The sequence below is a fragment of the Vibrio sinaloensis genome, from assembly GCF_000808535.1.
GTDB classification, from domain to species: domain Bacteria; phylum Pseudomonadota; class Gammaproteobacteria; order Enterobacterales; family Vibrionaceae; genus Vibrio; species Vibrio sinaloensis_D.
Genome location: NZ_JWLV01000001.1, coordinates 657335 through 681993, shown reverse-complemented (window position 1 = coordinate 681993; position 24659 = coordinate 657335). Strand labels below are relative to the sequence as shown.

Genomic DNA, 24659 nt, shown 5'->3' with positions numbered 1-24659 from the left:
TTTTTGTCCGCGATCACATTTTGCAAAAAGTTGGTTTGAAAATAATCTTCACGGCAATAATAATCCATAACGAAGATTTTTTTCAAATAAAATAAAAGTTTTTTTTGAAATTGGTGAAACAAGGTAAAAATCGAATAAAAGGGAATAATATGAAAGCCATCAACAAACTTACTATCGCTATGCTGGCTCTTGGTTGTGCCGTTTCCGTTAACGCTGAAACGACCCTAAAAATGGGTATGCAAGCTTCTGTTGGTTCTGTCGAATACACGTCGGCGAAGCTTCTAGCGGACACAATCGAAGAGATGAGTAATGGCGAGTTGAAGCTAGCACTGTACCCAAGTGCCCAGCTAGGTGATGATCGAGCAATGCTTCAACAACTAAGTATGGGTGATTTGGATATCACTTACGCTGAGTTTGGTCGAATGGGTCTTTGGATCCCACGTGCCGAAGCGGTAACACTGCCTTATGTTGCCCGCGATTATGATCACTTACGTCGTATGTTTGATTCGGAATTTGGTCAAGGTGTTCGTGAAGAAATGCTTACTAAGTTTAACTGGCGTGCGCTAGATACTTGGTACAATGGTACGCGTGAAACCACTTCTAACCGCCCTCTAAATAACATTGAAGACTTTAAAGGTCTTAAATTACGTGTGCCAAACGCTAAGCCAAATCTGAACTACGCAAAACTGTCAGGTGCATCTCCAACACCGATGGCTTTCTCTGAAGTTTACCTAGCACTGCAAACTAACGCTGTTGATGGCCAAGAGAACCCGTTACCTACCATCAAAACCATGAAGTTCTACGAAGTTCAAGGCAACTTGGCGATGACTAACCACATCGTTAATGACCAGATGGTGATCATTTCTGAGCCGACGTGGCAAAAGCTTTCAGCGGAAGAAAAAGAGATCGTTAATAAAGCCGTGGCTAAAGCGGGTGCTGCGCACACTGCATCTGTGAAACAGCAAGAAGCAGAACTGATTTCATTCTTTGAAAAACAAGGCGTGAATGTCACTTACCCAGACTTAGCGCCATTCCGTAAAGCAATGCAGCCGTTGTACGCTGAGTTTGAAGAAAAGATCGGCGAGCCTGTCGTTAAGAAACTCGCAGCTATGTAAGGAAATAAACGAGACAGTTTATTTCGACTATTCAGGCTGGCCGCTCTTGGCCAGCCATGGAGCTCAAGATGTTTAAGAAGATAATTGAAAATATTGAAGAGATCATAACTGTACCTTTAATGGTGGTGCTTTTGGTTGTTCTGACCTGGCAGATTGGTACCCGTTGGTTACTCAATGATCCTTCTCTTTGGAGTGAAGAACTCGCCCGAGTTCTGTTTATGTATATGTCGTTAATTGGCTGTGCGATTGCGATTAAGCGCAATACACACGTCAACATCACTTTTTTCTCAGATAAATTGCCTGAAAAAGCCCGCTTGGCATTAGTGCTGTCATTAGAAGTTGCGGTGCTGTTTTCTATCATCGCCATCATCTATTTAGGCTACCAACACGTTCAGCGTACTGCGTTCTTCGAGTTGATTACTTTAGGGGTATCAAGCAGTTGGATGAACTATAGCTTGCCTTTAGGTGGACTATTTATGGTGTTCAGACAGCTTGAGAAAATGTTTGGACTTTCAAAGCAACTGTTTGGTTGCACTAAAGATGCTCAGGCATCTAACTCGCAAATGGCACAGAGGTAGGGAATCCTTATGGCAGGTTCAATTTTTGGCTGGCTAGGGCTACTGTTTGCAGGTATGCCGGTAGGCTTTTCGCTGATTTTCGTTGCATTGGTGTTCTTGCTTGTTACCAATAGCACAGGTATTAACTTTGCTGCTCAACAAATGCTGGGTGGTATCGACAACTTCACATTGTTAGCGGTTCCGTTTTTTGTTTTGACTGGTCACTTGATGAATAGTGCAGGCATCACAGAGCGAATCTTTAACTTTGCTAAATCTATGGTTGGTCATATTACGGGCAGTTTGGGCCACGTAAACATCATGGCGAGCTTATTGTTTTCTGGTATGTCAGGTTCGGCACTGGCTGATGCGGGTGGTTTAGGACAACTCGAAATTAAGTCGATGCGTGATGCTAAATATGACGATGATTTCGCCGGTGGTTTGACGGCAGCTTCTTGCATTATTGGTCCATTAGTCCCCCCTTCAATTCCTTTGGTCATCTATGGTGTGGTTTCTAATACTTCCATCGGTGCTTTGTTCTTGGCAGGTGCGATCCCTGGACTATTGTGTTGTGCCGCTCTGATGACGATGAGCTACTTTATCTGTAAGAAGCGTGGCTATATGACATTGCCGCGTGCATCACGTAAAGCGCAGTTAAAATCTTTTAAAGAAGCTTTCCTATCTTTGCTGACGCCAGTGATCATTATTGGCGGTATCTTCTCAGGTAAGTTCACGCCAACGGAAGCGGCGGTCGTTTCTTCTCTATACGCTTTGTTCTTAGGTACAGTCGTGTACAAGCAACTTACGCTAAGCGGCTTTGTTGAAATTTTAAGAGAAACGGTTAACACCACGGCTGTGGTGGCGTTAATGGTGATGGGTGTAACGGTATTTGGTTGGATTGTTGCGCGTGAACAGCTGCCACAAATGCTTGCTGATTACTTCCTATCCATCAGTGAGAACCCACTCGTTTTACTACTACTTATCAACTTACTGCTACTGTTCTTGGGAACCTTTATTGAATCATTGGCGCTATTGCTGCTGCTGGTTCCTTTCCTAGTACCTGTAGCGGGTGCGGTGGGCATCGACCCAGTTCACTTTGGTGTAATGGCTATCTTGAACCTGATGATCGGTATCTTAACTCCGCCGATGGGCATGGCGTTATACGTCGTATCACGTGTGGGTGACATTCCATTCCATGTGTTAACGCGCGGCGTGATTCCATTGCTTGTGCCGCTATTTATCGTGCTTGCACTCGTTGCCGTTTTCCCTCAATTCACTCTGTTGCTTCCTGAAATCTTCTTGGGCTACGGACAGTAGAAACGAAATTATTAAAGGTATTAAAAATGAATAAGTTAACTGGCCTAATTGCCGCTCCCCACACCCCGTTTGACGCAAACAACAAAGTCAACTTTGCGGCAATCGACCAAATTGCCGAGCTACTGATTGAGCAAGGCGTAAAGGGGGCGTATGTATGTGGCACAACCGGAGAAGGGATTCATTGTTCAGTCGATGAACGTAAAGCGATAGCCGAGCGCTGGGTGAAAGCGGCAGATGGCAAGCTTGATTTGATCCTACACACTGGCGCTCTGAGTATTGTTGATACGCTGAACTTAACTGAGCACGCAGAAACCCTCGATATTCTAGCGACGTCAGCCATCGGGCCATGTTTCTTTAAGCCAGGTAGCGTCGATGATCTTGTCGAATATTGCGCGCAGGTTGCGGCTGCCGCACCATCGAAAGGTTTCTACTACTACCACTCTGGAATGTCTGGGGTAAACCTCGATCTTGAGCAGTTCTTGATCAAAGGTGAACAGCGTATTCCAAACCTTTCTGGTGCTAAGTTCAATAATGCTGATCTGTATGAGTACCAACGATGCGTGCGCGTCTCTGGCGGCAAGTTTGATATTCCTTTCGGTGTCGATGAGTTTCTGCCAGCAGGCCTTGCAGTAGGCGCCGTTGGTGCGGTTGGTAGTACCTATAACTATGCCGCGCCGCTTTATTTGCAGATCATTGAAGCGTTTAATCAAGGTAAGCATGATGAAGTGGCTGCATTAATGGACAAAGTCATCGCGATTATCCGTGTGTTGGTTGAGTATGGCGGTGTTGCCGCAGGTAAAGTGGCGATGCAATTACACGGCATTGATGCTGGTGACCCACGCCAACCAATCCGTGCACTAAGCGCAAACCAAAAAGCCGATGTGTTGGCGAAACTGCGCGACGCAAACTTTCTCTAATTAAGCTAAAGGGGGAGGTTTGCCTCCCTCACTTTGATGCTTCTAATTCTCAGAGGTTTATATGCAGGGCATTTACCTTCCCTTGATGACACCATTTTCATCTAATGGTTTGCTGCAACTTGATAAAATTCCCGCGATGGTCGAGCACCATATCAAGCAAGGTGTACATGGATTTTATATCGGCGGTAGCTCATCGGAATGTTTTCTGATGAGTATTGATGAGCGACAACAGGTGCTCAATGCGGTTTCATCAGTCAATAATGGACGTGTACCACTGATTGCGCATGTTGGCGCTATTGCATTGCATGAGTCTTTACAGCTAGTCGAAAGTGCAGTTGCAGCAGGCTATGATGCCATTTCGGCCACGCCACCTTTCTACTATGGTTTTAGCAAGGCTGAAGTGATTCATTACTACAAGAGTCTTGCTCAATACTCGCCGATTCCTTTGTTGCTCTACAATATTCCGGGTACGACAGGTGTTAACTTTGATCACAAAGAACTCCTCGAACTGTCAGAGTTAGAGAACGTAATTGGTATCAAACATACCACTACAGATATGTTTTTTATCGAGAGATTACGTCAGGCAAAACCGGAAAGTATTATCTTCCACGGTGAAGATACCATGCTCATTAGTGGTCTACAGATGGGCGCGAGTGGCGGGATCGGCAGTACCTATAACTTGATGTCAAAGCAATACGTTGAACTTTACCAAGCGGTTCTTGAAGGTGATTTAGACAGAGCACTAGAAAAGCAAAAGCAGGTCAATCGAGTGACGGAAGTTTTGCTCGATGTTGGTGTTTACCAAGGCATTAAGTATGCGATGGGAGAACTTGGTATCGACTATGGTGAATGTAGAGCGCCATTCCTTGGGCTAGATAGTGAAGGTAAAAGCAAGATTAACAAGATGATTGAAACTTTTAGTTTCAATAACTTTATGTGATTATCAAGCCTATGCTGGTGTTCAAAACAGACTGAGTTTGATACTTTTAGCTCAGCCAAATAAATGTAAAGAGGCCCTAGTGAATTCGCCTAAAAATCTATTAGTTCGATTGCGTTCTAATATTGAGCCGTTGAGCAAAAAACTAAGACTAGTTGCTGACTACGTGCTAGAAAACGCTCATGACGTTCAGTTCCAAACTATTACCGATCTTGCTCGTAATACTCAAACGAGTGAAGCCACGGTGGTGCGTTTATGTCGCGATATGGGCTACAAAGGTTATTCTGATTTCAGAATGGCACTGGCGGTTGATTTAAGTCAGACGGCCTCACAGAACCAAACCCCAGTTGAAGGTGATATTTGCGATATCTCTGCGCAAAGCGCCGTAGATAGCCTGCAAGATACGGCTAAGCTGATTGACCGTAAATCATTGGCACGTATCTGCGAGTTGGTTCATAACTCTCGTTTCATCGGCTGCGTCGGTGTTGGTGCATCAAGTATTGTTGGGCGCTACTTAGCTTACCGTTTAGTGCGTATTGGCAAAAAAGCCATTATGTACGAGGACACGCACTTGGCTGCAATGAGTGCAGGCCGCAGTGACAGTGGTGATATGTGGTTTTCTGTGTCGAGCTCAGGTTCGACTAAAGAGGTTATCCACGCGGCGACACAAGCCCATCGACGCGGTGTTCCGGTAGTCTCATTGACGAATATTAGTCACAGCCCGCTATCGGCCATTTCCGATGAACTCTTGGTCGCAGCAAGGCCAGAAGGTCCATTGACTGGCGGTGCATTTGCTTCCAAAGTTGGTGCGTTATTATTGGTTGATGCTCTGATCAACACCTTGTTAGACAGCTATCCAGAATATAGTGAATCAGTAATGGAGACGGCGGAAGTGGTTCTGCCATTAATGAAGTAACTCTATTTTATTGATTTAAAAGCCATTATTAAAAGCTCATCAAAATGATGGGCTTTTATTTCATTTAATGGTGAAAATATTTTTTATTGTTAAGTTGATCAAAGAAATATTTTTTCATTGATCAATAATTAGTATGAATTTTGTACAAAGGCGTAATTAAAAATGACTGCGCCAATCCATGACCGAATGAGTGGTAGGGTCACCCAATAAGGAAATAACAATAATGACTATCAAAAACTCAATACTTCATACACCTTTGCTTGCTGCTTCTCTGGTGTTGAGTGTTAACGCGCTGGCTGCCAATGAGTGGCCTGATCTTCCTGTAGGCATTAAAAGTGGCGTGAGCGCCCAAGCGGGCAATAAAGTCTTTGTTGGACTCGGTTCGGCGGGACAAGACTTTTACATGCTTGATCTAAATAACCTATCTCAAGGTTGGCAAAAACGAGCTGACTTTAGTGGCCCTGCCCGCAATGGGGCAACGGCATCTGTGATTGGCAACGAAATTTATGTCTTTGGTGGCTCGGGCAAAATCAACTCGTCTGATGTCGCGCCAATCTTGTTTGATAGCGTATATCGATATGATGTTGGGTCAGACTCTTGGGCGCAAGTGAATACGACTTCTCCCGTGGGTCTACTAGGCGCCGCGTCCTATTCGCCAGATGGCAAACAAGTGGTCTTTTTCGGTGGATACAACAAAGCTTACTTTGACCAATACCTTCATGACGTACTGACGACGGATAAAAAAGCAGAGCCAGAAGCTTGGCAGAAAATCGTCGATGACTACATGGGAATGAAACCGACAGATTATAAATGGAATCGCAAAGTTTTAAGCTACCAACCTGCTACAGGCAAGTGGAGTGATCTTGGCCAGTCACCCTACCTGCCAAATTGTGGTAGTGCGCTAGTCGCTAAGGGTGAACAGGCGCTTTTGATTAGCGGGGAAATAAAGCCCGGCCTAAGAACTGCAGAGGTTAAGACCTACCAATTTGGCCAACAGCAACCGTGGCAAAGCTTACATGCGCTGCCTGCTCCTAAGTCTTTAGATGTGCAAGAAGGGGTAGCAGGAGCGTTTGCAGGTGAGAGTAATGGCGTGGTGATTGTTGCTGGTGGAGCCAACTTCCATGGCGCCAAATCTGCTTTTGAAAGCGGCAAAATGTTTGCTCATGACGGATTCAGCAAAGCATTCAACCCAGAGATTTATGTGCAAAAAGAAGGCTTGTGGAAACAAGTGAATAACCTGCCAGAGGGCCTTGCTTATGGCGCGTCATTCAATGCGTCGAAAGGGGTATTGATTGCAGGTGGTGAAAAGAGCGATCGCAGTGCAAGCAACAAGGTCTATATGCTGTCGTGGAATGGCTCATCAGTAGACCTTAACGATTAAGGAGCTCATAAAATGTCGTTACTCATTGAAGACTTTCCACCCTTGCCATTTGGGGTGAAAAACGGGGTAGGAGGTGTTATCGGCAACACACTCTATGCTGGTTTAGGGAGCGCAGGGAAGCGCCTATTTTTTTATGATTTAGATTGCCCTGAACATGGCTGGCAAAGCGCATCAGAGTTTCCTGGAGTGGCTCGAAATGATGCGGCTTACACAGTGAGTAATGACAGACTGTATGTTTTCTCTGGAGCTGGATGTTTAAGTGCAGAACAGCCGCCTGTGGTGCTTGATGATGGTTATGTCTATGACCCGATAATCGATAAATGGGACAAACTGACCACCCAAACACCAGTGGGCTTCTTAGGCGCTTCAGTATGCGAGTTAGAGCCGGGTCGGTTGGTGTTTTTCGGTGGTTACTGTAAAGAGACATTTGATACGTTTCTCGCGGCAATTTCACAGATTGATCCGAAGGCTGAACCAGAAAAACATCGCGCTATGCTAACGGAATTTATGTCTCGTCCGATTGAAGCTTACGGGTGGAATCAAGACATCTGGCGGTTTGAAACGACTCTGCAGAAGTGGTCGATCGTCGCGGACAATATTTTTCCAGCTAACTGTGGTGCAGGGATCGTGCGTCAGGGTAACTGCATTACGCTTATTGAAGGTGAAATTAAACCAGGGCTGAGAAGCTTAGAAACCAAGCGATTTGAGTTTCAATTACCTCATAGCCTCAGCTCAACGAAATTGCCCTCAATAGATCAAGTCACTAACAATCATGAAGGCTTAGCCGGTCACTTCTGCGGCACGGTGAATAACCAGATTATTGCAGCCGGTGGAGCGTTCTTCATCGGCAGTCAACGAAATTTCCTGAAAGGGCAGTGGTACAGCCATCAAGGATTGACCAAACACTACAACAATCAAGTATGGCGATTCGATGGCAACAAGTGGCACCAAGCGACCTCGATACCTGAAGGTGTTGCTTATGGTGTGTCGATATCAAGCAACAATAAAATGTACATATTAGGAGGTGAAGGAAGTAAAGGACAAGCTCTATCAAGTTGTTACGCACTAACTTGGCGATAAGTTACCTCCCCCTATAGATAACGCTCTCGCCACAAAGAATAGTCAAAGACCAAACGATTCTCCTCTGCATCATATTCCAATGGTGTAGAGGCTTTTTACACCCTTTATTTGTCTTTGGCTTGCAGGTCGAACACCAAATAGTAAGAGGACATTCAGTAATGGAACAATTTCAAAAGAAGGGACTTTTGGCGGTAGGACTACTAACGCTTGGGATGGCTATCGCCCCAATGAGTGCCCATGCAGTTGCACCTAATTTGCGAGATGTAGTGGTATTCAAAGGTGGTGAAGGTGGAAGTAGCCACTATCGCATACCATCAATCGTTGTTGCTCAAGATGGGTCTTTAGTTGCTTTTGCTGAGGGCCGTGCTTCAAATAAAGATCCCGGTAGTGGCTATCCGACTAGCATTAAAAGTCGACGTTCCACTGACAATGGCGTGACTTGGAGTGATTATGCCGTTATCCATGAAGTGGCTAATGAAGCCTATTCGGATCCTCGCCCATTTGTTGATAAGACGACTGGGAGAATGTTTGTTTTCTACACTAAGTGGGATAACAACTGTGCCCAAAACGGAAATTGTGTTCCGTTTGATGATCCTAAACACAAATTGTTTTATCGAACCAGTGATGACAACGGACAGACATGGTCCGCAGCGATTGATGTGTTAGATCAAGTGAAAGATGTTAACTGGATGGCGAATGGGACCAACAGTATTGATGGACGTGCAACTTGGTCTGCGACACCGTCACAAGCCCAGATCGATCAAGCGAATAGTGATGGTTGGAGTTTGAGTTGGAATTCCCGTGTTGCAGATGGTTCTTGTAACGTGCAGTACTACGGTAATGGCAGTAAACGTTTCTTAGCGGACCTTCAGGTCAATGCTGATAAATCAGTAAAAGCCGTGTTGTACTCTGACGGTGCCAATCTTGAGTTTCCAATGGACTTCGATATCTCCGCCTACCACGATTATAAAATTGTCGGTCAAGGTAGCACGGCTAGTTTCTATGTCGATGGAACTCTCGTAGCGACAAATTGGTCTGGTCAAAGCCATTCTAGTAAAACAGTGACGTGGGGGAATGGATGTTCATCGACCAAAGGTGCCTCTGCTTATCACACGATAGATTTTTCCATTGCAGACAATCAGCAGTTCTATTTTGATGCGAGCTTAATGGAGCGAGTCAACGGAACCATTATTAAACACCCTGCTGAACAAGGCTGGACGAAAACCAGTGCACGAAATGGTCGTGGTGATCCGGGGTGGAAGAGTATTAATGCTGGGCCAGGTCAGGGTATTCAGTTAACTAATGGTAGACTGATCTTCCCTGCCATTATATTAGATGCGTTTACTCAGTTGTCGGTCGTGTCTATTTACAGTGATGATCATGGCGTGACTTGGCACGCTGGGAATCAAACACCAACGTATGCACTTGAGCCAAGTGAAGCAGATATGGTTGAGCTAAATGACGGTAGGCTTTTGATGTCCGCGCGCAATGATGGGGTCACGGGTACTGGCAACTTCAACCGCTATCACTTTGTGAGTTCAGACCGAGGCGTTAACTGGACGATGATTGAAGAGGAACGTTACTCGACAAATGGCGCTTTGTTTTTCAAATTAGATCAAGTGGATATTGGGTTACTGCGCTATGGAGATAATCGCGTCTTAATGTCAGGCCCTCAAGGAAATTCAGCCGTGAGTTCTGACCGAAACGACCTTGCGATTTGGAGTGCGGTAGATGATGGTGCTGGCAACTATAACTTTACTCAGAGAACTCAGTTTAGAGATGGCTATAGTGCCTACTCTGATCTCATTCAGCTTCAAGACAAAGGGGCTTCAGGAAACGAAGATATTGGTGTGATTTATGAAGCGACATCCAGCACTGAGATTCGTTTTATGGTGATTGATATTGACAGTGTGAACTAAACGAAGAAGGGAAGTGCTTAGCCACTTCCCCTTTCTATTATGCACGAAACGTATTGAGCACCACCTGATTCCGACCAAGTCCTTTCGCTTGATAGAGGGCTTTGTCGGCGCGGCCAATCGTCGTGTGTTGGCTATCTTGCGCTGAGGTAATACCGATGCTTACCGTGTACCTTACCTCAATCTCTTCATAGCCTAACTCGGTTTGTTCTACCACTTGCCTAAACAGCTCGCACTGTTCATAGGCATCGTTTTCATCGTTCGCGTAAAACAACACACAAAACTCTTCGCCGCCATAGCGAGCCAGACTCATTGCCCCAGGTTTAGGGAAACATTTCTTCATCAACTCAGCCGTATGGAGGATGACATGATCACCGCATTGGTGCCCGTGCACGTCGTTGATACGCTTGAAGTGATCGATATCGAGAATCGCTAGGTAGATGCCTTCTTTATCCAAGTTTGAATCAATTTTTTCACGGATCGTTAGCTTGTTATCTAGGTGAGTCATCACATCTTTACTGCGCAGCTTTTTGTGCAGTAATAGATTGGACAGCGCCACTTCTGAGTAGTCACGAATCATGCGCAAAATACTTCGGTAAGTGGGGAAGGTTGCCGTCATGTAAATCACCGCAATTAAGCTGCCTTTATCGAACAAGGGGATGGTGTAATGCCGGCCATCGATCTTTAGTTTTTTGGCCAAAGGATCGGCGTAGCGCTTGGCGGTATAGCGTAGTGAGCTGGGTGAAAATCGATTGGCGAGATCTTTGTCTTTCAGAACGATGTGACTGTTTCCATGGTAATCGATAGTGCTGAAGTAACCGTAATCAGAGTCATAAAAACAGAGTTGGATCCCCTTATGATGGCAGAAGCGATCCAAGATAGCGCGCAGATGGTGCTTAAAATCTGGCAGGTCGTGCTTGTTGTTCAGATCGGCCAGAGATTGGTTAAGTTGATAGGTCAGATAGTTAAATGCGACGGCAAGCAACAACAGGGACGCAATCACTATCGCCGTTAGCGAAAACTGATACGAAGAGGACAAAACATCAGACCTATCTGTCCCAGAGATAAATACCCATTGGTATGGGTTATCACTGTCGAATACAGAGAGTTTAAATTGACCTTTGTAGTAATACTCGTGCCGACCAAAACGCAAGCCGTTAGTGATCATTTCACTGATGCCCGCATGGTAGCTGACAGAAGGGGTGCCGATTCGTTGCGGATCTGGGTGAAAGACAAGCCTGCCCGTTGAACTATCAACGACAAAGACATAGCCATCGGAGAGGGTTCTTAAGCCACGAAGGCTTTGTGTGGTGTACTTGAGGTCAAACTCAATCCAGATTTCATTGAGGTTGCTTTGTTGATATTTGACGGCAAACACCCATTGATCTGGCTGCTTTTCATAAACAGAAGAAACGGTAAATCTAGGGTCAACTTTATTTAGCGGACTCCACACCATCGCGGTGTTTTGCTCGGCTAGAGTTGGATTAAGTAACACCGAACGATATTGTCCAGTTTGATGATCGACGGTGATGATATCTAGGTAAGCAGGTGAATGCTCCAAGATGCGTTTTGCGGTTGAATCAAAGTCCTTGAGTGAGTCGGTATCATTGAGGAGATAGAGTTTGCTTGTGGCCGCTTCGACTTGAGAGGAAATAAGATGAAATGCGGTTTTTAAGTTGCCAAAAGATTGCTGATAGGCACTCTTTTCGGATTGATTGAGCTGATGATAAGCCGCATAAATCATCCCTAAAACAAGAAGAATGATATACGGTCTCAGCGTTCGAATAAGTATTTTTGGTAACGCCATGTGTGCCAACTGATTGATACGGAATATATAGTAATTATGCCCGGTATACTAAACGGTATTAGCAAGCACATCAATGCATATTAATCCAGTCTATAACTGCATGGCTTTATAGAATTGAGCGATATATCACCATATCGCTCATTTTGCGTCTCTATTTTGAGTGGAAGATCGCTATGGACGCGGGGGCGACCAATACCTGTTTGTGATCTATTGATTGATGAAGATCGTGTGAGTCGGTATTACAGATCATGGTCCATTCAGCGCTTTTTCTTTCTGGCAAGGTAAATCTGGCGGGTGCGTTGGTTTGGTTGATGCAGTAAAACAGCTCTGATCCTTCTTCGCCGATACCCAAGTGGAGAGCCATCGAGCTGAGTCGGTTCCAGTCTTCATGCTCCATAAACGAACCATCGAGTCTGCGCCAGAATATTCGGTTGTCGTTGCGGTTTTCGCCGCTGAACGCACGAATAAAAGGCACCATATAATGCTGGCGAGCTTGGATCATCTCCGCGAGCCATTGTTTGAAACGCGTTTTACGCTCATCCATCTGCCAGTCTAACCAACTCAGTTCATTGTCTTGGCAATAGGCGTTGTTGTTCCCTCGTTGCGTATGAGAAAGCACATCCGCGGTAAGAATATGTGGAATACCAAACGCAAATAGCAAACTGGCCATGAAGTTGCGTTTTTGTTTTTCACGTTTTTCTACGATGGTGAGGTTTTCCGTTGGGCCTTCTACGCCATAGTTGTCAGAGCGGTTGTCGCCGTGACCATCACGGTTGTGCTCCCCATTGGCTTCATTATGTTTGTGCTTGTAAGAGACAAGATCTTGCATGCAGAAACCGTCATGGTAGGTGATGTAGTTGACCGTCAGTTTATAAGGCCAGTTCGCGGCACTGTACAAGTCACGGGAGCCCATAAGGCGTGTCGCAAACTCTTTGAGAAACCCTTGATCGCCGCGCCAGAAGCTACGGGTGATATCGCGCAGTCGATCGTTACACTCGTTCCAGCCGAATGGGAAGTTGCCGACTTGATAACCGTTGGGGCCAATATCCCAAGGTTCTGCAATCAGTTTAATTTGCTGTAATACCGGGTCTTGAGCCACAGCCTTGAAGAAACCTGCGTCTGGGCTAAAGTGCTCTCCATGACGGCCCAGTGTGGCCGCGAGATCGAAACGGAACCCATCAATCTGATATTCATTAACCCAGTAACGGAGCGTATCCATCACCAGATTCAAGCTTGGCTGATAAGAAAGATCGACGGTATTGCCACATCCGGTGTAGTTGGCGTAGTGCTCGCCGTGTTTCAGGTAGTAACGTTTGTCGAGCGCCTTTAGGTTGAATACCGGTCCATCACTGCCGCCTTCCGCCGTATGGTTGTAAACAACATCTAATATCACCTCAATGCCGTTGCGGTGCAGTTCGCGAATAGCGGTTTTTAGCTCGTTGACGGCATCTTTGTCGGCGTATCTTGGATCAGGCACCATAAACAAGTAGGGGTTGTAGCCCCAATAGTTTACCTTTTCCATCTTTAACAGGTGAGGCTCATGCATGCAGGCAGCCACTGGCAGCAGTTGGAGCGTGTTAATGTTTTGCTCTTTATAGAACTCAAGCATGGCGTCACTAACCAGCCCTAAATAGCGTCCTTGAGACTCAATTGGCAAGTCTGGGTGGAGCTTAGTCAGCCCTTTGACGTGTGTTTCAAACAGCACCATCTCATCACGAGGACGGTTTGGTCGCTGAACCCCTTGCCAGTCAAACTCGTCGGAGACAACCACGCAGCGCGCTAACTCAAAGCTCTTCTCTGAATTAAAAGGCAGCGTGTAATGCAAAGGTTTTGCCAGCGCTTTTGCGTACGGGTCTGATATTAAATGCGGCTCGCCATTGTGCTCGACAATATAGCCATACTGAGCGCCAGGCAGAATGCCAGGTACAAAGGTGAATTTTATTCCCGCGTATTCGCTATCGAGTTGAAACGTTTTAAAGTCACCGGTTTGGTCGAAGATAGCTAATTGAATCGAGTCTGCATCGGGCGCGTAAATAGAAAAATTACACCCGTGTTCATGGGGTGTTGCGCCTAACGGATATGGATGAGAGCACTGCATGATCATTACTTACAAATATTGTGTTCTATATAGCGAAACTTAAGTAAATAGTGTTGTAAGACATTGGTCAAGCGCCTTGGATAAAATTTGTAAATGTAATTTTATTTCAAATTTGTGGCGAATTTAATTCAATTAGTGAGCAAGTTGGCATTTTGTTCTAAGAATAGTTTCTCCTACGAGGTATCCTCCTCCTAGATAGTGTGATTTAGGGCACTAATATATCATACGGTTAGTTTTCTCCTCCTTTCTCATCCCCCCAAAATTAATTTATTTCGGATGAAGTCGACCCTCTACTCCCCCTGTAATCTGGCCACAGTTGAAACAAATGAGGACAAGGTTTCACTTGAAGCTGAGTTCTGTCTTACCTCTATTTTTCGCGGCCTGTTGCTGCCTTTCAGGATGTATCGAAATACGAGGCATAAGAATAAGAAACCCTAAACGGAGTTATATAATGAAAAAAGTAAGCGTGTTAGCGGCTGCAGTGGCGACTGCCTTAACATCGGGATTTGTCATGGCTGAAACAGACGTTGCGTTAGACGTAACATCAGGCGATTCAGCGATGGAAGTGGAAGTAGCAAACCCAACAGAAGTGATTTCTGATGGCTGGGAAGTGCATGGTTACATGTCAGCAAACTTCCGCATGAAAGATGGCGAGACGATCGATTCTGAGTTCGGTAAGCCAGATTACCACAGTGCAGGTACTTCAGGTCAAAGCACAAACCAAGTTGAGTTCACGATCAAGAAACACACAGAGCACAACAACGGTGTTTGGTCTGATTTCGTTGTTCGTTCAGAGTTCGGTAACGGAAACTCATTCGCTTACTCTTCAGAGGGTAGCCAAAAAGCGAACGACAAAGCGCAATTTGAGATTAAAGAAGCGTACGTTGAACTAGGTGGCATCTCTTTCTTGGGTGATGATTCGTCTATCTGGAGTGGTCACAGATACTTCAACCGTTCAGCGGGTCTACTTTCTGGCGAATTCTGGAACCAATCTTCTGGTCTAGGTGCGGGTTTCCAAACCAAACTTGGCGGTAACACAGCAGGTTTCGCAGTGATTGCTGCAGACACTAATGATGACATCAATAACGCTACTAACAGCGACCGCGAAACAAACGTAGCGTACAACGCTTACTACCACGGCGTTCAAGCGCTTGGCGGCAGCTTCAACTTTGATGTGAAATACATCACTCGTGCGAACAAAACGGATCCAGCAGCAGACAACGGCGTTGGCGCAGCGATTACCTATAACCGCGACTACTACGGCTTTGATGGTTGGAGCCAAACAGGTATTGCTTACGGTTACGGCGCAGCAGCAAACCGCGGTGTGAACTTCGGTGCGTGGAGCGGTGACAACGGCTTTAGCGATGATTCAAACAGCATCTTCCTAACTTCTTACGGTGTTGCGAACCTGTCTGACGCTTGGCAGCTAGGTACAGAAGTTACAGCCTTCATCACTAACGAAATGTTCGGTCAAGAAGATTTGACTCGTATCCTTGTAGCAGCGCGTCCTTCTTACAAGATCAACGACAACCTACGTTTTGAAATGACAGGTAGTGTATCTAAAGAAACAATTGCTGATGGCGCAGCATGGGGTCGTCAAGACGACAACATGTACTACATGCTAGAAGCCGCGCTTCCAGTAACGGTTAACGCAGACTACTTCGGTCGTCCACAAATCAAGCCTTACGTGACTTACTACAACACTGAAGAAGAAAGTGCAGGTGGTATCGGTCTAGGTGGCACTGACGGCAAAGAAGTTATTGTCGGTATCCACACAGAAATCTGGTTCTAAGCCAGATAAACTGCAAGGCAGCCAATTGGCTGCCTTTTGTCATTTTAATAAAACAACCTTTAGTGAGAGATAATGATGAACAATAAACACTCTTTTTTAGCCGTTGTGCTAGGTGCTTTGCTAGCGGGTTGTGCATCGAATACCCCGATTGATAAACAAGTGGCTGCGCCAACCAACGCTGAAGTTTGTTGCAGTGACTACTCTAAGTTCCCATTCGCTCAACTGGGCGACAAAGAATCGCTTTCATTCGAAATTAATCCTTCTTCCCCAGTCGGACAATTTGCTGAAGGCAACAGCTATTTTGAAGCGTTCCGTTTTAGTGAACGCTCTGGACAAGTGCAGGTAACGGTATCGAGTTTAATGATTGATGACTCGGTATTCTCGCCTCAAGTCCAACTTCTAGACAGCAATTTCAAGGTCGTAAAAACGTTGACCTTAGATGACTTCCAAGTGTTAGCGTCAAATGCGTTTACCCGCACTCGCTATGTCGCTAAGTTCCGAGCTAACGCTGAGAAAACGCCTTATTTTGTTATTTATACGCCAGCCGACACCTTGGGTAAAAGCGTCAAAATTGACCACCCAGCGAAAGTTCGTGCGCAAGAATTTGGCGAAGTTATGCCGATGGTGACTGACCCTGTATACACCTACCAATTGGGAGGGGACATTGAGCTAGAGGTGGAAACCCTGAAGCTGCGTCCATTTCGTGCGGACGCGGCGAGTGCCGCTGTCGTGACCACGGAAAAGGTGGTCACAAAACCGGTGATTCAAGCGCAGCCAGACACGCAAACCTACTACTACAATGCGATTGAGACTGCGGTAGCATCGGGTGATATTCCCAAGGCATTAAGCCTGCTTGATGAAGCGAAAGCACTCAATATCAAAGGCGCTCAGGAAGTGTTCGTCAAAGCGGTGAACGCAAAGTAGGCATCTAAACACTGATAATAAAAAAGAGCTCCTTGTTTGGAGCTCTTTTGCTATCTAGCGTTAGTATTTAGATGGCGTCTCTATCTTGCTGTAGCCCCTCAGTTTTTCGTTTGTTGAAGAGATAATCGCGCTCATTCAACGAAGCAAAATGTACCGAGTTGTCCGGGGACGCAAACGTTAGCTTTTCCAGCTCCCAGCGGTACTCATTTTCTATCTGCTTCACGTTAGCGGGTGAAGAGATGTAGGTGCAGTTGCCCGAGAGATCTATGTGCAGTGTCAGCGGCGAAGACAAGTCGCTTGTTACCGCAATCACGCTGTTACCAACGAGGAATTTGAAATCAAGTTGAATATCCGCTTTCAATACCACAGGGGTTAATTGGAAGCGGTATCCATGTGCGTCTCGCTGATACTCAAATTGGAGTGCGTTGTTTTCTCCAAATGGCAGCCTTGCTTTAAAGCTCTGCCATTGCGATGGGATTTTGGGCGCAAGTTCGATGCTATTGTCGATGAGGCGTGGCTTAAAGCCCAGATAGTTTTGCTGAGCGTTGCGGGCGAACTCGGACACTGACCACGCTTGGGCATAGGTGCCCGTTTCAACCAGTTGATCCGGATGACTTTGAAAGGCATCTAAGTTTTCACTCATGGTGCCACGATGACCCTGCTGCAAAATCTGTCTCGCGAGGTTTTTACTCAATTGATATGCAAAGTCTTGTTGGTGGTAACGGCTTAACGCTGAGACAGTAAACCCTGCATTCCACCCCCAAATGGTGCCATTGTGGTAGGCGGCGTCTTTGTGATACTCGCTGCGATTGTCATGGTAAGGGTGAAAATCGGCATGTTGCTGATTGAGAGAACAAATCCCCCAAGGGAACAGCAGGTTATCGACGCAGTTTTTCACCATATGCTGGCCAATGCTAGGGGCGATAAGACTCTCTTGTTGTGGGATAGTCATCGCCATCAACTGATTCGGTCTGACACTGAAGTCAGGACGATCATTCTCTTCTAGACGATCAGCTAATTGCAGGTGTTCCTCATCCCAAAACTTATCGATAAAGCTTTGTTTGGCATGTTTGGCGAGCGTATCGACATGCTCGGAAAATGTTTGGTCGTTGTTGAGAAGTGCGACTTGTTTTGCGACGTTGAGGCTTTCAAACCACAGGGCTTGGATGTCGTTGGCTTTTGGCCCTCGTGGCGACCACGGAATTTGGCCGTTGATCTTGGCGTCCATCCACGTATCCGGATGACGATGCTTCATCAAACCATCAGCATCGAGATAATGCGTCTCAACGCCAGAAATGAAACGTTGAATGACAGGGTAAATCCGCTTGGCAAATGCTCTGTCGCCACTGTAGTTAATGTACTCAAGGATCTCTCGCATCATCCAAGGTGTGCCGTCCGTGGTGTTGTAGATGATATTGGTTTTGCTGGTAACTCGGTTTGGGATGCGACCATAGTTGACAGATTGAGTGTCCAACTGTTGCATTGAGGCAAAGTTTTCGATGATGGATTTCGCTTCCTCAAACTCGCCATTGACTAAGCTTGTGCCAGAGAGCGCGATGAAGGTGTCTCTTCCCCAACAATCTTTAAACCAAGGCAAACCCGCCCATATGCCTGTGCCAAACTCATGGCTGACGAAGACACGACTCGACAAACGAGCCCACATCACGGCGCGGTTGTATTCAAGGTCGTCTGTCCAAAGATAGTTGTGGGTGAGAAACTGGTAGATTCTCGTTTTATGCTGTTGAAGCGCATTGTGCTGGGCCGCTTGGCGGCAATGTTCAATCGCTTTAGCTTTGCTGTGTTCAAAACAGAGATACGCCGTGAGTTCAACGCTTGGTTGAACACTGGTGATCATGATCTGGCAGTGTGAACCAGACAGGAATAAGTGCTGTTCCAGGTCTGGGAACTGCTTTGATGACACTTCCTCGATGGTTACAGGTTGATTGGCACTGATGGCGATGTATCTTGGGCTACCTTCTGGGCACAGTTCGGCGTTGATCGCTAACACGATCACATCGCCCTCTATTTCCACGCTGACATCATTCACGCCTACATTGAGCTCTGGAAGTACGCTCAACGTTTTTGCTTCGTTTGTGCTGACAGTGAGCGACGCCATTCGCTTCGCTTGGTGAAGGCTGAGTAAGTCTTTAGCGTTGTGGAACTGGTGCTCTATTCCATAAGGAAGCAGGCGAGCTTTGAGCGCGGAAGGTTTGATATTGAGCTCGCCATCGACCCAAGAGGCGAAACCGCCTAAGTACCAACCTTGATGATGACGATAGCGACCCGCAGAGACAAATTGGTGAGTTCGCCCTTCGTAGTAGCCATCGACGTTGTCGCCGAAGACGAACGGAAAACTGTTATCGTTTTCAATCGCAAGCGCATCGAAAAGAGTGGAGGGTTCAAGGGCGCCCTCTGCACAGAGGATATCGGATGCAGGTGCGCTCACACTGTTTAGTCGAGCACAAAGGCGATCGCGTTTAGATAGGGTCTGCTGGTTGTCTCCACCCGTTTGGATGGTCAGACTTGGCGCGCCATCGGATAGATCCAGCAGAAGGGTAAATCGACCTGTGGCGTTTGGCGTAAACAGCAAGTCATTACCAATGCCGTGAGTCGTGATAAGCGGTGTCGTTTGGTTTAACTCGGCGGTGGTAGGGTCTATCTCATGGCCAGAAAGAGTCCACTGCTCAGAGCCATCCATATCGGTAATTTTGAAGCGATGTTGGTCTGCCGAGAAGACCACGCACGCTGAATATTGTTCAGCTGACAGTTGGGTGAAAGGTGTGTCTAACCCCCAACCGTTGAAAGTCCCTTTTAGATATAAATTGGGTAGGTTGTTCATGTTATTTTCTCAAATTCGCTTGTGTAATGCGCCATAGAATAAGAGCGTGTGTTGTGCTCCAACTTGTTACTTCATCCCTTTTGGGCACTCGCTTAATGACGTCACAAAATGATTGATGGAATAGGTCTAATTTTAGTTGCGCAGTGGCGGAGATTGAAATTGATTAGCGTGTTAGTGGTATAGGCAAAGGCTATATCAGAGAGCTTGTCGGTGCGCTTTGCGCTGAATTGACTAATTTGGTTGTTGAACAGGATTTTATTTTTGTGAACTTAATCTGTGAGGCTTATGGAATCAGGGAGGCATAGCGCCTCCCTGTATGGTGGTTTATCTCAAGCGTGATTTTCTATATCACGACATCTTCGCTATCGTAATTTCTTTGCTCAAGATGTTAAAGCTCACTCGATAGGAGCCCGTCTCTGTTGGCGTGAAGCTAATATTGCCGTCACCGCCAATTGGCAAGGAGTTTGTTGCAGGGATAACATCGGCTGCGCCATGTTCACATTCTCCCCAACCTCCACAGGTAAACTTAAACTCGACGGTTTCACCGCTTGGCAATTCACCCGTTTCAAACGTGACGGTATTATTGTCACCTGACACCATCATCTGAGCACCATCATGGCCCCAGCCACCAGAGATGCTGCCAGGAATGTACCAAGTTCTACCTTCGTAACTTTCGACCAATTTAGCATCTAAGACAACTGGCTTCTCAGGGGCGGACGCATCGAGCGTGAGCTCATACATGCCGAGTTCAGTGAAGGTGGCAACGCAGTTGTCTGCCCCCGATGCACCACAGCCCCAAGCCGTATCCCAATTACCTGCTGTGAACTTGTATTCACTCGATTCAGATAAACCGACTCGCGCTTTATACAGCCCTTGATTGGCGTAGGTCGCTTTGGTGATATGGCTCCAGCCGTTAAATGCGCCCGCCACATGCACCGCTTTAAACGGAGGCAAATCATCGGATTTTTCGCTGACAGGTAAACCCAATCCACGCGCGTCACCACGAGGTTGAATGAATACCGCAACTGACCAAGAAGGGACCTTGAACTGGCCATCAGCAAAGGTCGCGCCGTTTGCAATCCCATTTGCATCTTGAGCAAGCTCGAAGCCAGCCAGGTCAATCTTCTTGCTTTGATGATCGAAGAAGTCCCCAATCGTTTGATTGTCAGGGCTGGCATTGATCACCACAACCACGGCATCGAGTTTTTCATCAAGATCGGTCGGTTGCGTTGAGCCATTGTCGATGGTCATGACGATCAATCCCGGTGTTTGATCTTTACCCGTGTTTCGGAAATCAACGCGATTAAGGATCTCTTGTGCGCTCGGAAGCGTCATCAATGGCGTTGATGTTCTGAGTTTGAGCATTGCCTTGTAGTTTTCAAACATGGTATCGATGTTTGACGGTGTTGCTTGAGAGTGAACATCCGAGGTTGCACGCTCGATCTGCTCGTAGTTACTCAGATCTTTGTCTTTCGTTGGTAGCCCTTTGTCCCAGTTTTGCGCTTGGCGCGTGAAGTCCACGACGTTATACCAGTCACCATAATCATAGGAGTCGCGCTGCATCGATTTAGAACGCAGCAGTTCACCGCCCATGTGGTTAAATGGCATCGCTTGACCTAGCAGAACCGTAGCAATGCCCACGGTTTGCATTTTGGTACGCTCCTCTGAGGCGGCTTCTTGCGGAGCCTTGTACATGTTGATGTCCCAGAACGTCTGGTTGTCATGCTTTGACACGTAGTTTTGGATTTCCCAAGGTTGTTCTGCGTACCCAGCCGCTTGACCGTTGTAATCGACATCCTTGCCCAAGATAGTCGTGCCAGTGTGGTCAATCATCTTGAACTGTTTGAGGTTGCCAGCCATACCAAGACGAGTCAGATCGATTTGCTCAAGTGCGCGCGTCATTTCCGCTTCACTCACTGAACCATCAGACTGCTTGTTCATTTCGTTAGGCTGAACGCCTGCACCTGTGGCAAAACCTTGCGTTTTACGCAGTGCGTCACCGCTGTCGAATGGGCTACCGCCGCGTACTGCATCACGCAGACGATCGGAAAATGATCCAATGCCTGTGCCGCCAAGGTTTGGCTGTGTGGCTTGAACAAAACGTTTGTTGTTTTGCACTTCGCCAAAGTTCCAGCCCTCACCATAGAAGTACACTTCTGGGTTTGCTTCACGTGCGGCATTCAAGGTGCCTTGAATTTGCGCCAGTGGGTGGTGGCCCATCAGATCCCAGCGGAATGCATCAATTTTGTACGCCTCTACCCAGGTTTTGACTGAGTCATCGATCAACTTGGCGAACATCGCGTGCTCTGGCGCTGTGTTTTCACAACAGGTTGATGTTTCAACATTGCCTGTATCTGGGCTTAGGCGGTGGTAGTAGAGCGGAACCACTTTATCAAGAACCGATTTATCGTTTAGTCCAGATGCGTTTGTATGGTTGTACACCACGTCGACCACGACATTCATACCAATGTCTTGCTTAACCGATTGCACCATCTGGCGGAATTCGAGAATGCGTTGGCTGCCTTCGGCATCAGTCGCGTATGAACCTTCTGGAACGGTGTAGTGGAACGGGTCGTAGCCCCAGTTGTAGCTGTCGACGGAGCGCACATAGTCGTTCAGCCTTTGCACCACTGGGTTTTGCAGTCTGTCGTCGGGTAAGATGGTCTCGAATACGTCTGCGATGGTTTGGTTACCCGAGCAGTATTGGCTGAACTCTGCGTCACTTTTCACTGCGGTATTGAGGTCACACAGCTTACTAAATGGTTGATCAATGTTGGCGACTTTATCTGGGTCTTCATTGATGGTGGCAATGTCAAACACTGGCATTAAATGAAGGTGTGTCATGCCCGCTTCACTGAGCTCTTTGAGGTGGTTCACTGGCGCGGTGCCATTTTCAGTGAAGGCCAGATATTTACCGCGGTGATTCGGCTCGGTACTGTTATCAAGAGCTGAAAAATCACGAACATGAGATTCGTAAATCACCATATCGGATAAGCTGCCGTCACTTTCAAGCTGAGAGTGAGGTGCCGATAGGGCGTCCCAACCCGCAGGTTTTAGCGTGTCGTCATCAAGGTCGATCGCTTGGCTGTAAATGGAGTTCATCGACAAGCTGACTGAATATGGGTCAGTCACTTCATATTCCGCGGCTTTTTGTCCTCTTGGCTGGAACACTTTCATCGCATAACGGTAGAATTTTCCATCCACCGTCTCTTTATCGAGTTCTACGCTCCAACTGCCCGATTCGCTATCTTCTTGCAGTTCATGGGTGCCCGCGACTGATTTGTCTGCGTTATACACCACGAGTTTGACTTCTTGAGCGGTCGGTGCCCAAAGACGGAACGTAACGCCGTTGTCGCCATAGATTGGACCATACTCAAGCTCTGTCGCTTCTTCGGCGAAAATAGCATCCAACGCGCCGGCGTATTGCACCGCGGTTGAGGCGCGAAGCTCACCAAAGTTCTCACCTTGAACATCATTTGAAGCAATGGCAATAAGGCTTGATTTAAGCAGCTCGTTCAACGCCACGTTAGGCAGCTCAAATGCTGGATAGTCAGCTAAATGTGGGAATTTCGACTTTTGTGCGTCATTCAGTTTGGTGGCTTTGAGTTTCAGTGACGAGCCACTTACAACGCCATCTTGTCCTACGTGATATTGACCATCTTCTGAGAACATCAACTGAACCAAGTCGGCATTGTTTGCTGCTTTCCAAACCAAGGTTTCATCATCAAGCAAAATGGCGCCAATGGTGTCGATGGTAAACTCGCTAGATGGGCCATCAGTGGTGTAGGCTTCAAGTCGGCTGGCGTAAGCGCGCGTTTTTCCTGGCATATAGGTTGCGCTAGGGTTGTCGGCCTTACCTGAAATATCGACTTTTAAATCAGCGTTGATCACCTTGTCTTTGTTGCTATTGCGGATGATGACGTTGAAACATTGCGTCGCATCCTCTGTGACAGGAATGTACCAGACTGGGCCAAACTCATCGGCATCATTTGGGGTGATGGTGACATCGTCCCAGCCATCGTTAAATCCATCTGGATCGCCCGCATTACAATCGGCGTTGTTCCAAAGGTGAAGGTTGAATTTACCATAGCCTAACTTATCTGCGCCTTCTTCTTTGTAATCGCCAAGTGGGTCATAAAACTGAATGGCAAAGTGGCCACTTGGTGGATTGGCTAGCTCAGTTGGCGCCTCGACTTGTTTCAGTTTTACATCTGTGCCTGATTGATCGAAACCAATAGAGGTAAGGTAAGTGTCGGTACGCGAGCCTTGGATCACTTCACCTTTCGTTGTTACTCCTAAGCTGCTGCCGCTGGTGGCATCCAAAGTAACGCTCGCCAGTGTTTCTTCCCCTTTGGCAATTGTGCACGCGCCAAGAGTGCTGGATTTCGGCAGCACCCAGTATGGGCCAAATTTGTCGCTGCCTTTTGCGCTGTACTCATCGTCGCCGCAGGTAAGCAGCCAGTTTACGCCAAGTGACAGAGAGCGCGCACTGTTGCTCGTAGTTTCTTCAATGTAACTGACCATGATTTCATCAGCCGCGACGGTAGGTTCTGTTGGCATATCGCTTGGCGAGATGACGACTTTGTTGTCGCGAATTTCGGTTACAGGTTTGGTATCAGAGCTATTGTCATTGCAGGCCATTAGCACACTGGCCGACAAGATAGGTATCAGCGCTTTGGCAAGCGGAGATAATTTAAGAGTGTTCATTGTTTTTTGTTTCCATACGTAGGTTATTGGACGCAGAAAATCATAGAGTTAGCAAAAGTCAGCACGCTGTGAGTTGAATAATTAAAGTTAATTTTGCTCGATAAATAATTGATGGTTTAAATGAAAGTCACGTTGTGTAGGGGAATTTTTGTATGACACAGTGTGCTTGGTCACGTTGAACTAAGCGGTGGATGAGGCGCAGAGGAGGAGTTCGATCGCGAAAGGATGAGGCTCTCAGCCTAAAATGTGTGACCGAGTAGATCTAAAATCATGAGGATAATTCTAGCGGTAAAAAATGCGTGAGCCGAGGCCACGTTGATGTCTGTTTTGGCGAGGATTTGAGCTAAGTGACGAATGAG

Annotated in this window: 15 protein-coding genes; 11 read left to right on the top strand and 4 right to left on the bottom strand. The window is 46.7% G+C overall.

Annotation, left to right across the window (positions count from 1 at the left end):
- The first annotated feature begins 149 nt into the window (after positions 1-149).
- From RJ47_RS02935 to RJ47_RS02895, 9 genes are all read left to right on the top strand, one after another.
- Positions 150-1115, top strand: a complete 966-nt coding sequence (locus RJ47_RS02935; protein WP_038135090.1) for a sialic acid TRAP transporter substrate-binding protein SiaP — start codon at positions 150-152, stop codon at positions 1113-1115.
- Between the two features lie 68 nt (positions 1116-1183).
- Positions 1184-1693: a TRAP transporter small permease gene (locus tag RJ47_RS02930; RefSeq protein WP_038135089.1), complete on the top strand. Its 510-nt coding sequence runs from the start codon at positions 1184-1186 to the stop codon at positions 1691-1693.
- A gap of 9 nt (positions 1694-1702) precedes the next feature.
- Positions 1703-2986, top strand: coding sequence for a TRAP transporter large permease (locus RJ47_RS02925; protein ID WP_039481225.1), 1284 nt, complete (start codon positions 1703-1705; stop codon positions 2984-2986).
- 26 nt (positions 2987-3012) lie between these two features.
- Positions 3013-3903 carry a dihydrodipicolinate synthase family protein gene (locus RJ47_RS02920; RefSeq protein ID WP_039481222.1) on the top strand — a complete coding sequence of 297 codons (891 nt, stop codon included), beginning with the start codon at positions 3013-3015 and terminating at the stop codon, positions 3901-3903.
- 61 nt (positions 3904-3964) lie between these two features.
- On the top strand, positions 3965-4843 hold the full coding sequence (locus RJ47_RS02915) for an N-acetylneuraminate lyase (RefSeq protein ID WP_039481219.1): 879 nt from the start codon (positions 3965-3967) through the stop codon (positions 4841-4843).
- A gap of 79 nt (positions 4844-4922) precedes the next feature.
- Complete coding sequence (locus tag RJ47_RS02910) at positions 4923-5756, top strand: MurR/RpiR family transcriptional regulator (protein ID WP_039481216.1); 834 nt, start codon at positions 4923-4925, stop codon at positions 5754-5756.
- 223 nt (positions 5757-5979) lie between these two features.
- Positions 5980-7137, top strand: coding sequence for an N-acetylneuraminate epimerase (locus RJ47_RS02905; RefSeq protein WP_039481213.1), 1158 nt, complete (start codon positions 5980-5982; stop codon positions 7135-7137).
- A 12-nt stretch (positions 7138-7149) separates the two neighbouring features.
- On the top strand, positions 7150-8217 hold the full coding sequence (locus RJ47_RS02900; RefSeq protein ID WP_039481210.1) for a YjhT family mutarotase: 1068 nt from the start codon (positions 7150-7152) through the stop codon (positions 8215-8217).
- Between the two features lie 158 nt (positions 8218-8375).
- A complete protein-coding gene (locus tag RJ47_RS02895; protein ID WP_231565929.1) occupies positions 8376-10136 on the top strand; it encodes an exo-alpha-sialidase in 1761 nt (586 codons plus the stop codon).
- Between the two features lie 37 nt (positions 10137-10173).
- On the opposite strand, the gene RJ47_RS02890 is transcribed toward RJ47_RS02895, so the two are convergent.
- Entirely contained in the window at positions 10174-11940 is a 1767-nt protein-coding gene (locus RJ47_RS02890; protein ID WP_082016318.1) for a diguanylate cyclase, read from the bottom strand.
- A gap of 151 nt (positions 11941-12091) precedes the next feature.
- Complete coding sequence (glgX, locus tag RJ47_RS02885) at positions 12092-14038, bottom strand: glycogen debranching protein GlgX (protein WP_039481672.1); 1947 nt, start codon at positions 14036-14038, stop codon at positions 12092-12094.
- Positions 14039-14489: 451 nt separating this feature from the next.
- On the opposite strand from glgX, the gene RJ47_RS02880 reads away from it, so the two are divergent.
- Together RJ47_RS02880 and RJ47_RS02875 are read left to right on the top strand one after the other, a co-directional pair.
- The gene (locus RJ47_RS02880) at positions 14490-15830 is read left to right on the top strand and encodes a carbohydrate porin (RefSeq protein WP_039481208.1); all 1341 of its coding nucleotides are present in this window, start codon (positions 14490-14492) and stop codon (positions 15828-15830) included.
- Between the two features lie 75 nt (positions 15831-15905).
- Entirely contained in the window at positions 15906-16754 is an 849-nt protein-coding gene (locus RJ47_RS02875; protein WP_039481670.1) for a MalM family protein, read from the top strand.
- A gap of 67 nt (positions 16755-16821) precedes the next feature.
- Here RJ47_RS02875 and RJ47_RS02870 read toward each other — a convergent pair whose 3' ends face one another.
- Together RJ47_RS02870 and pulA are read right to left on the bottom strand one after the other, a co-directional pair.
- On the bottom strand, positions 16822-19593 hold the full coding sequence (locus tag RJ47_RS02870; RefSeq protein WP_039481205.1) for an amylo-alpha-1,6-glucosidase: 2772 nt from the start codon (positions 19591-19593) through the stop codon (positions 16822-16824).
- A gap of 348 nt (positions 19594-19941) precedes the next feature.
- A complete protein-coding gene (gene pulA, locus RJ47_RS02865; RefSeq protein ID WP_039481203.1) occupies positions 19942-24300 on the bottom strand; it encodes a pullulanase-type alpha-1,6-glucosidase in 4359 nt (1452 codons plus the stop codon).
- Positions 24301-24659: the final 359 nt, after the last annotated feature.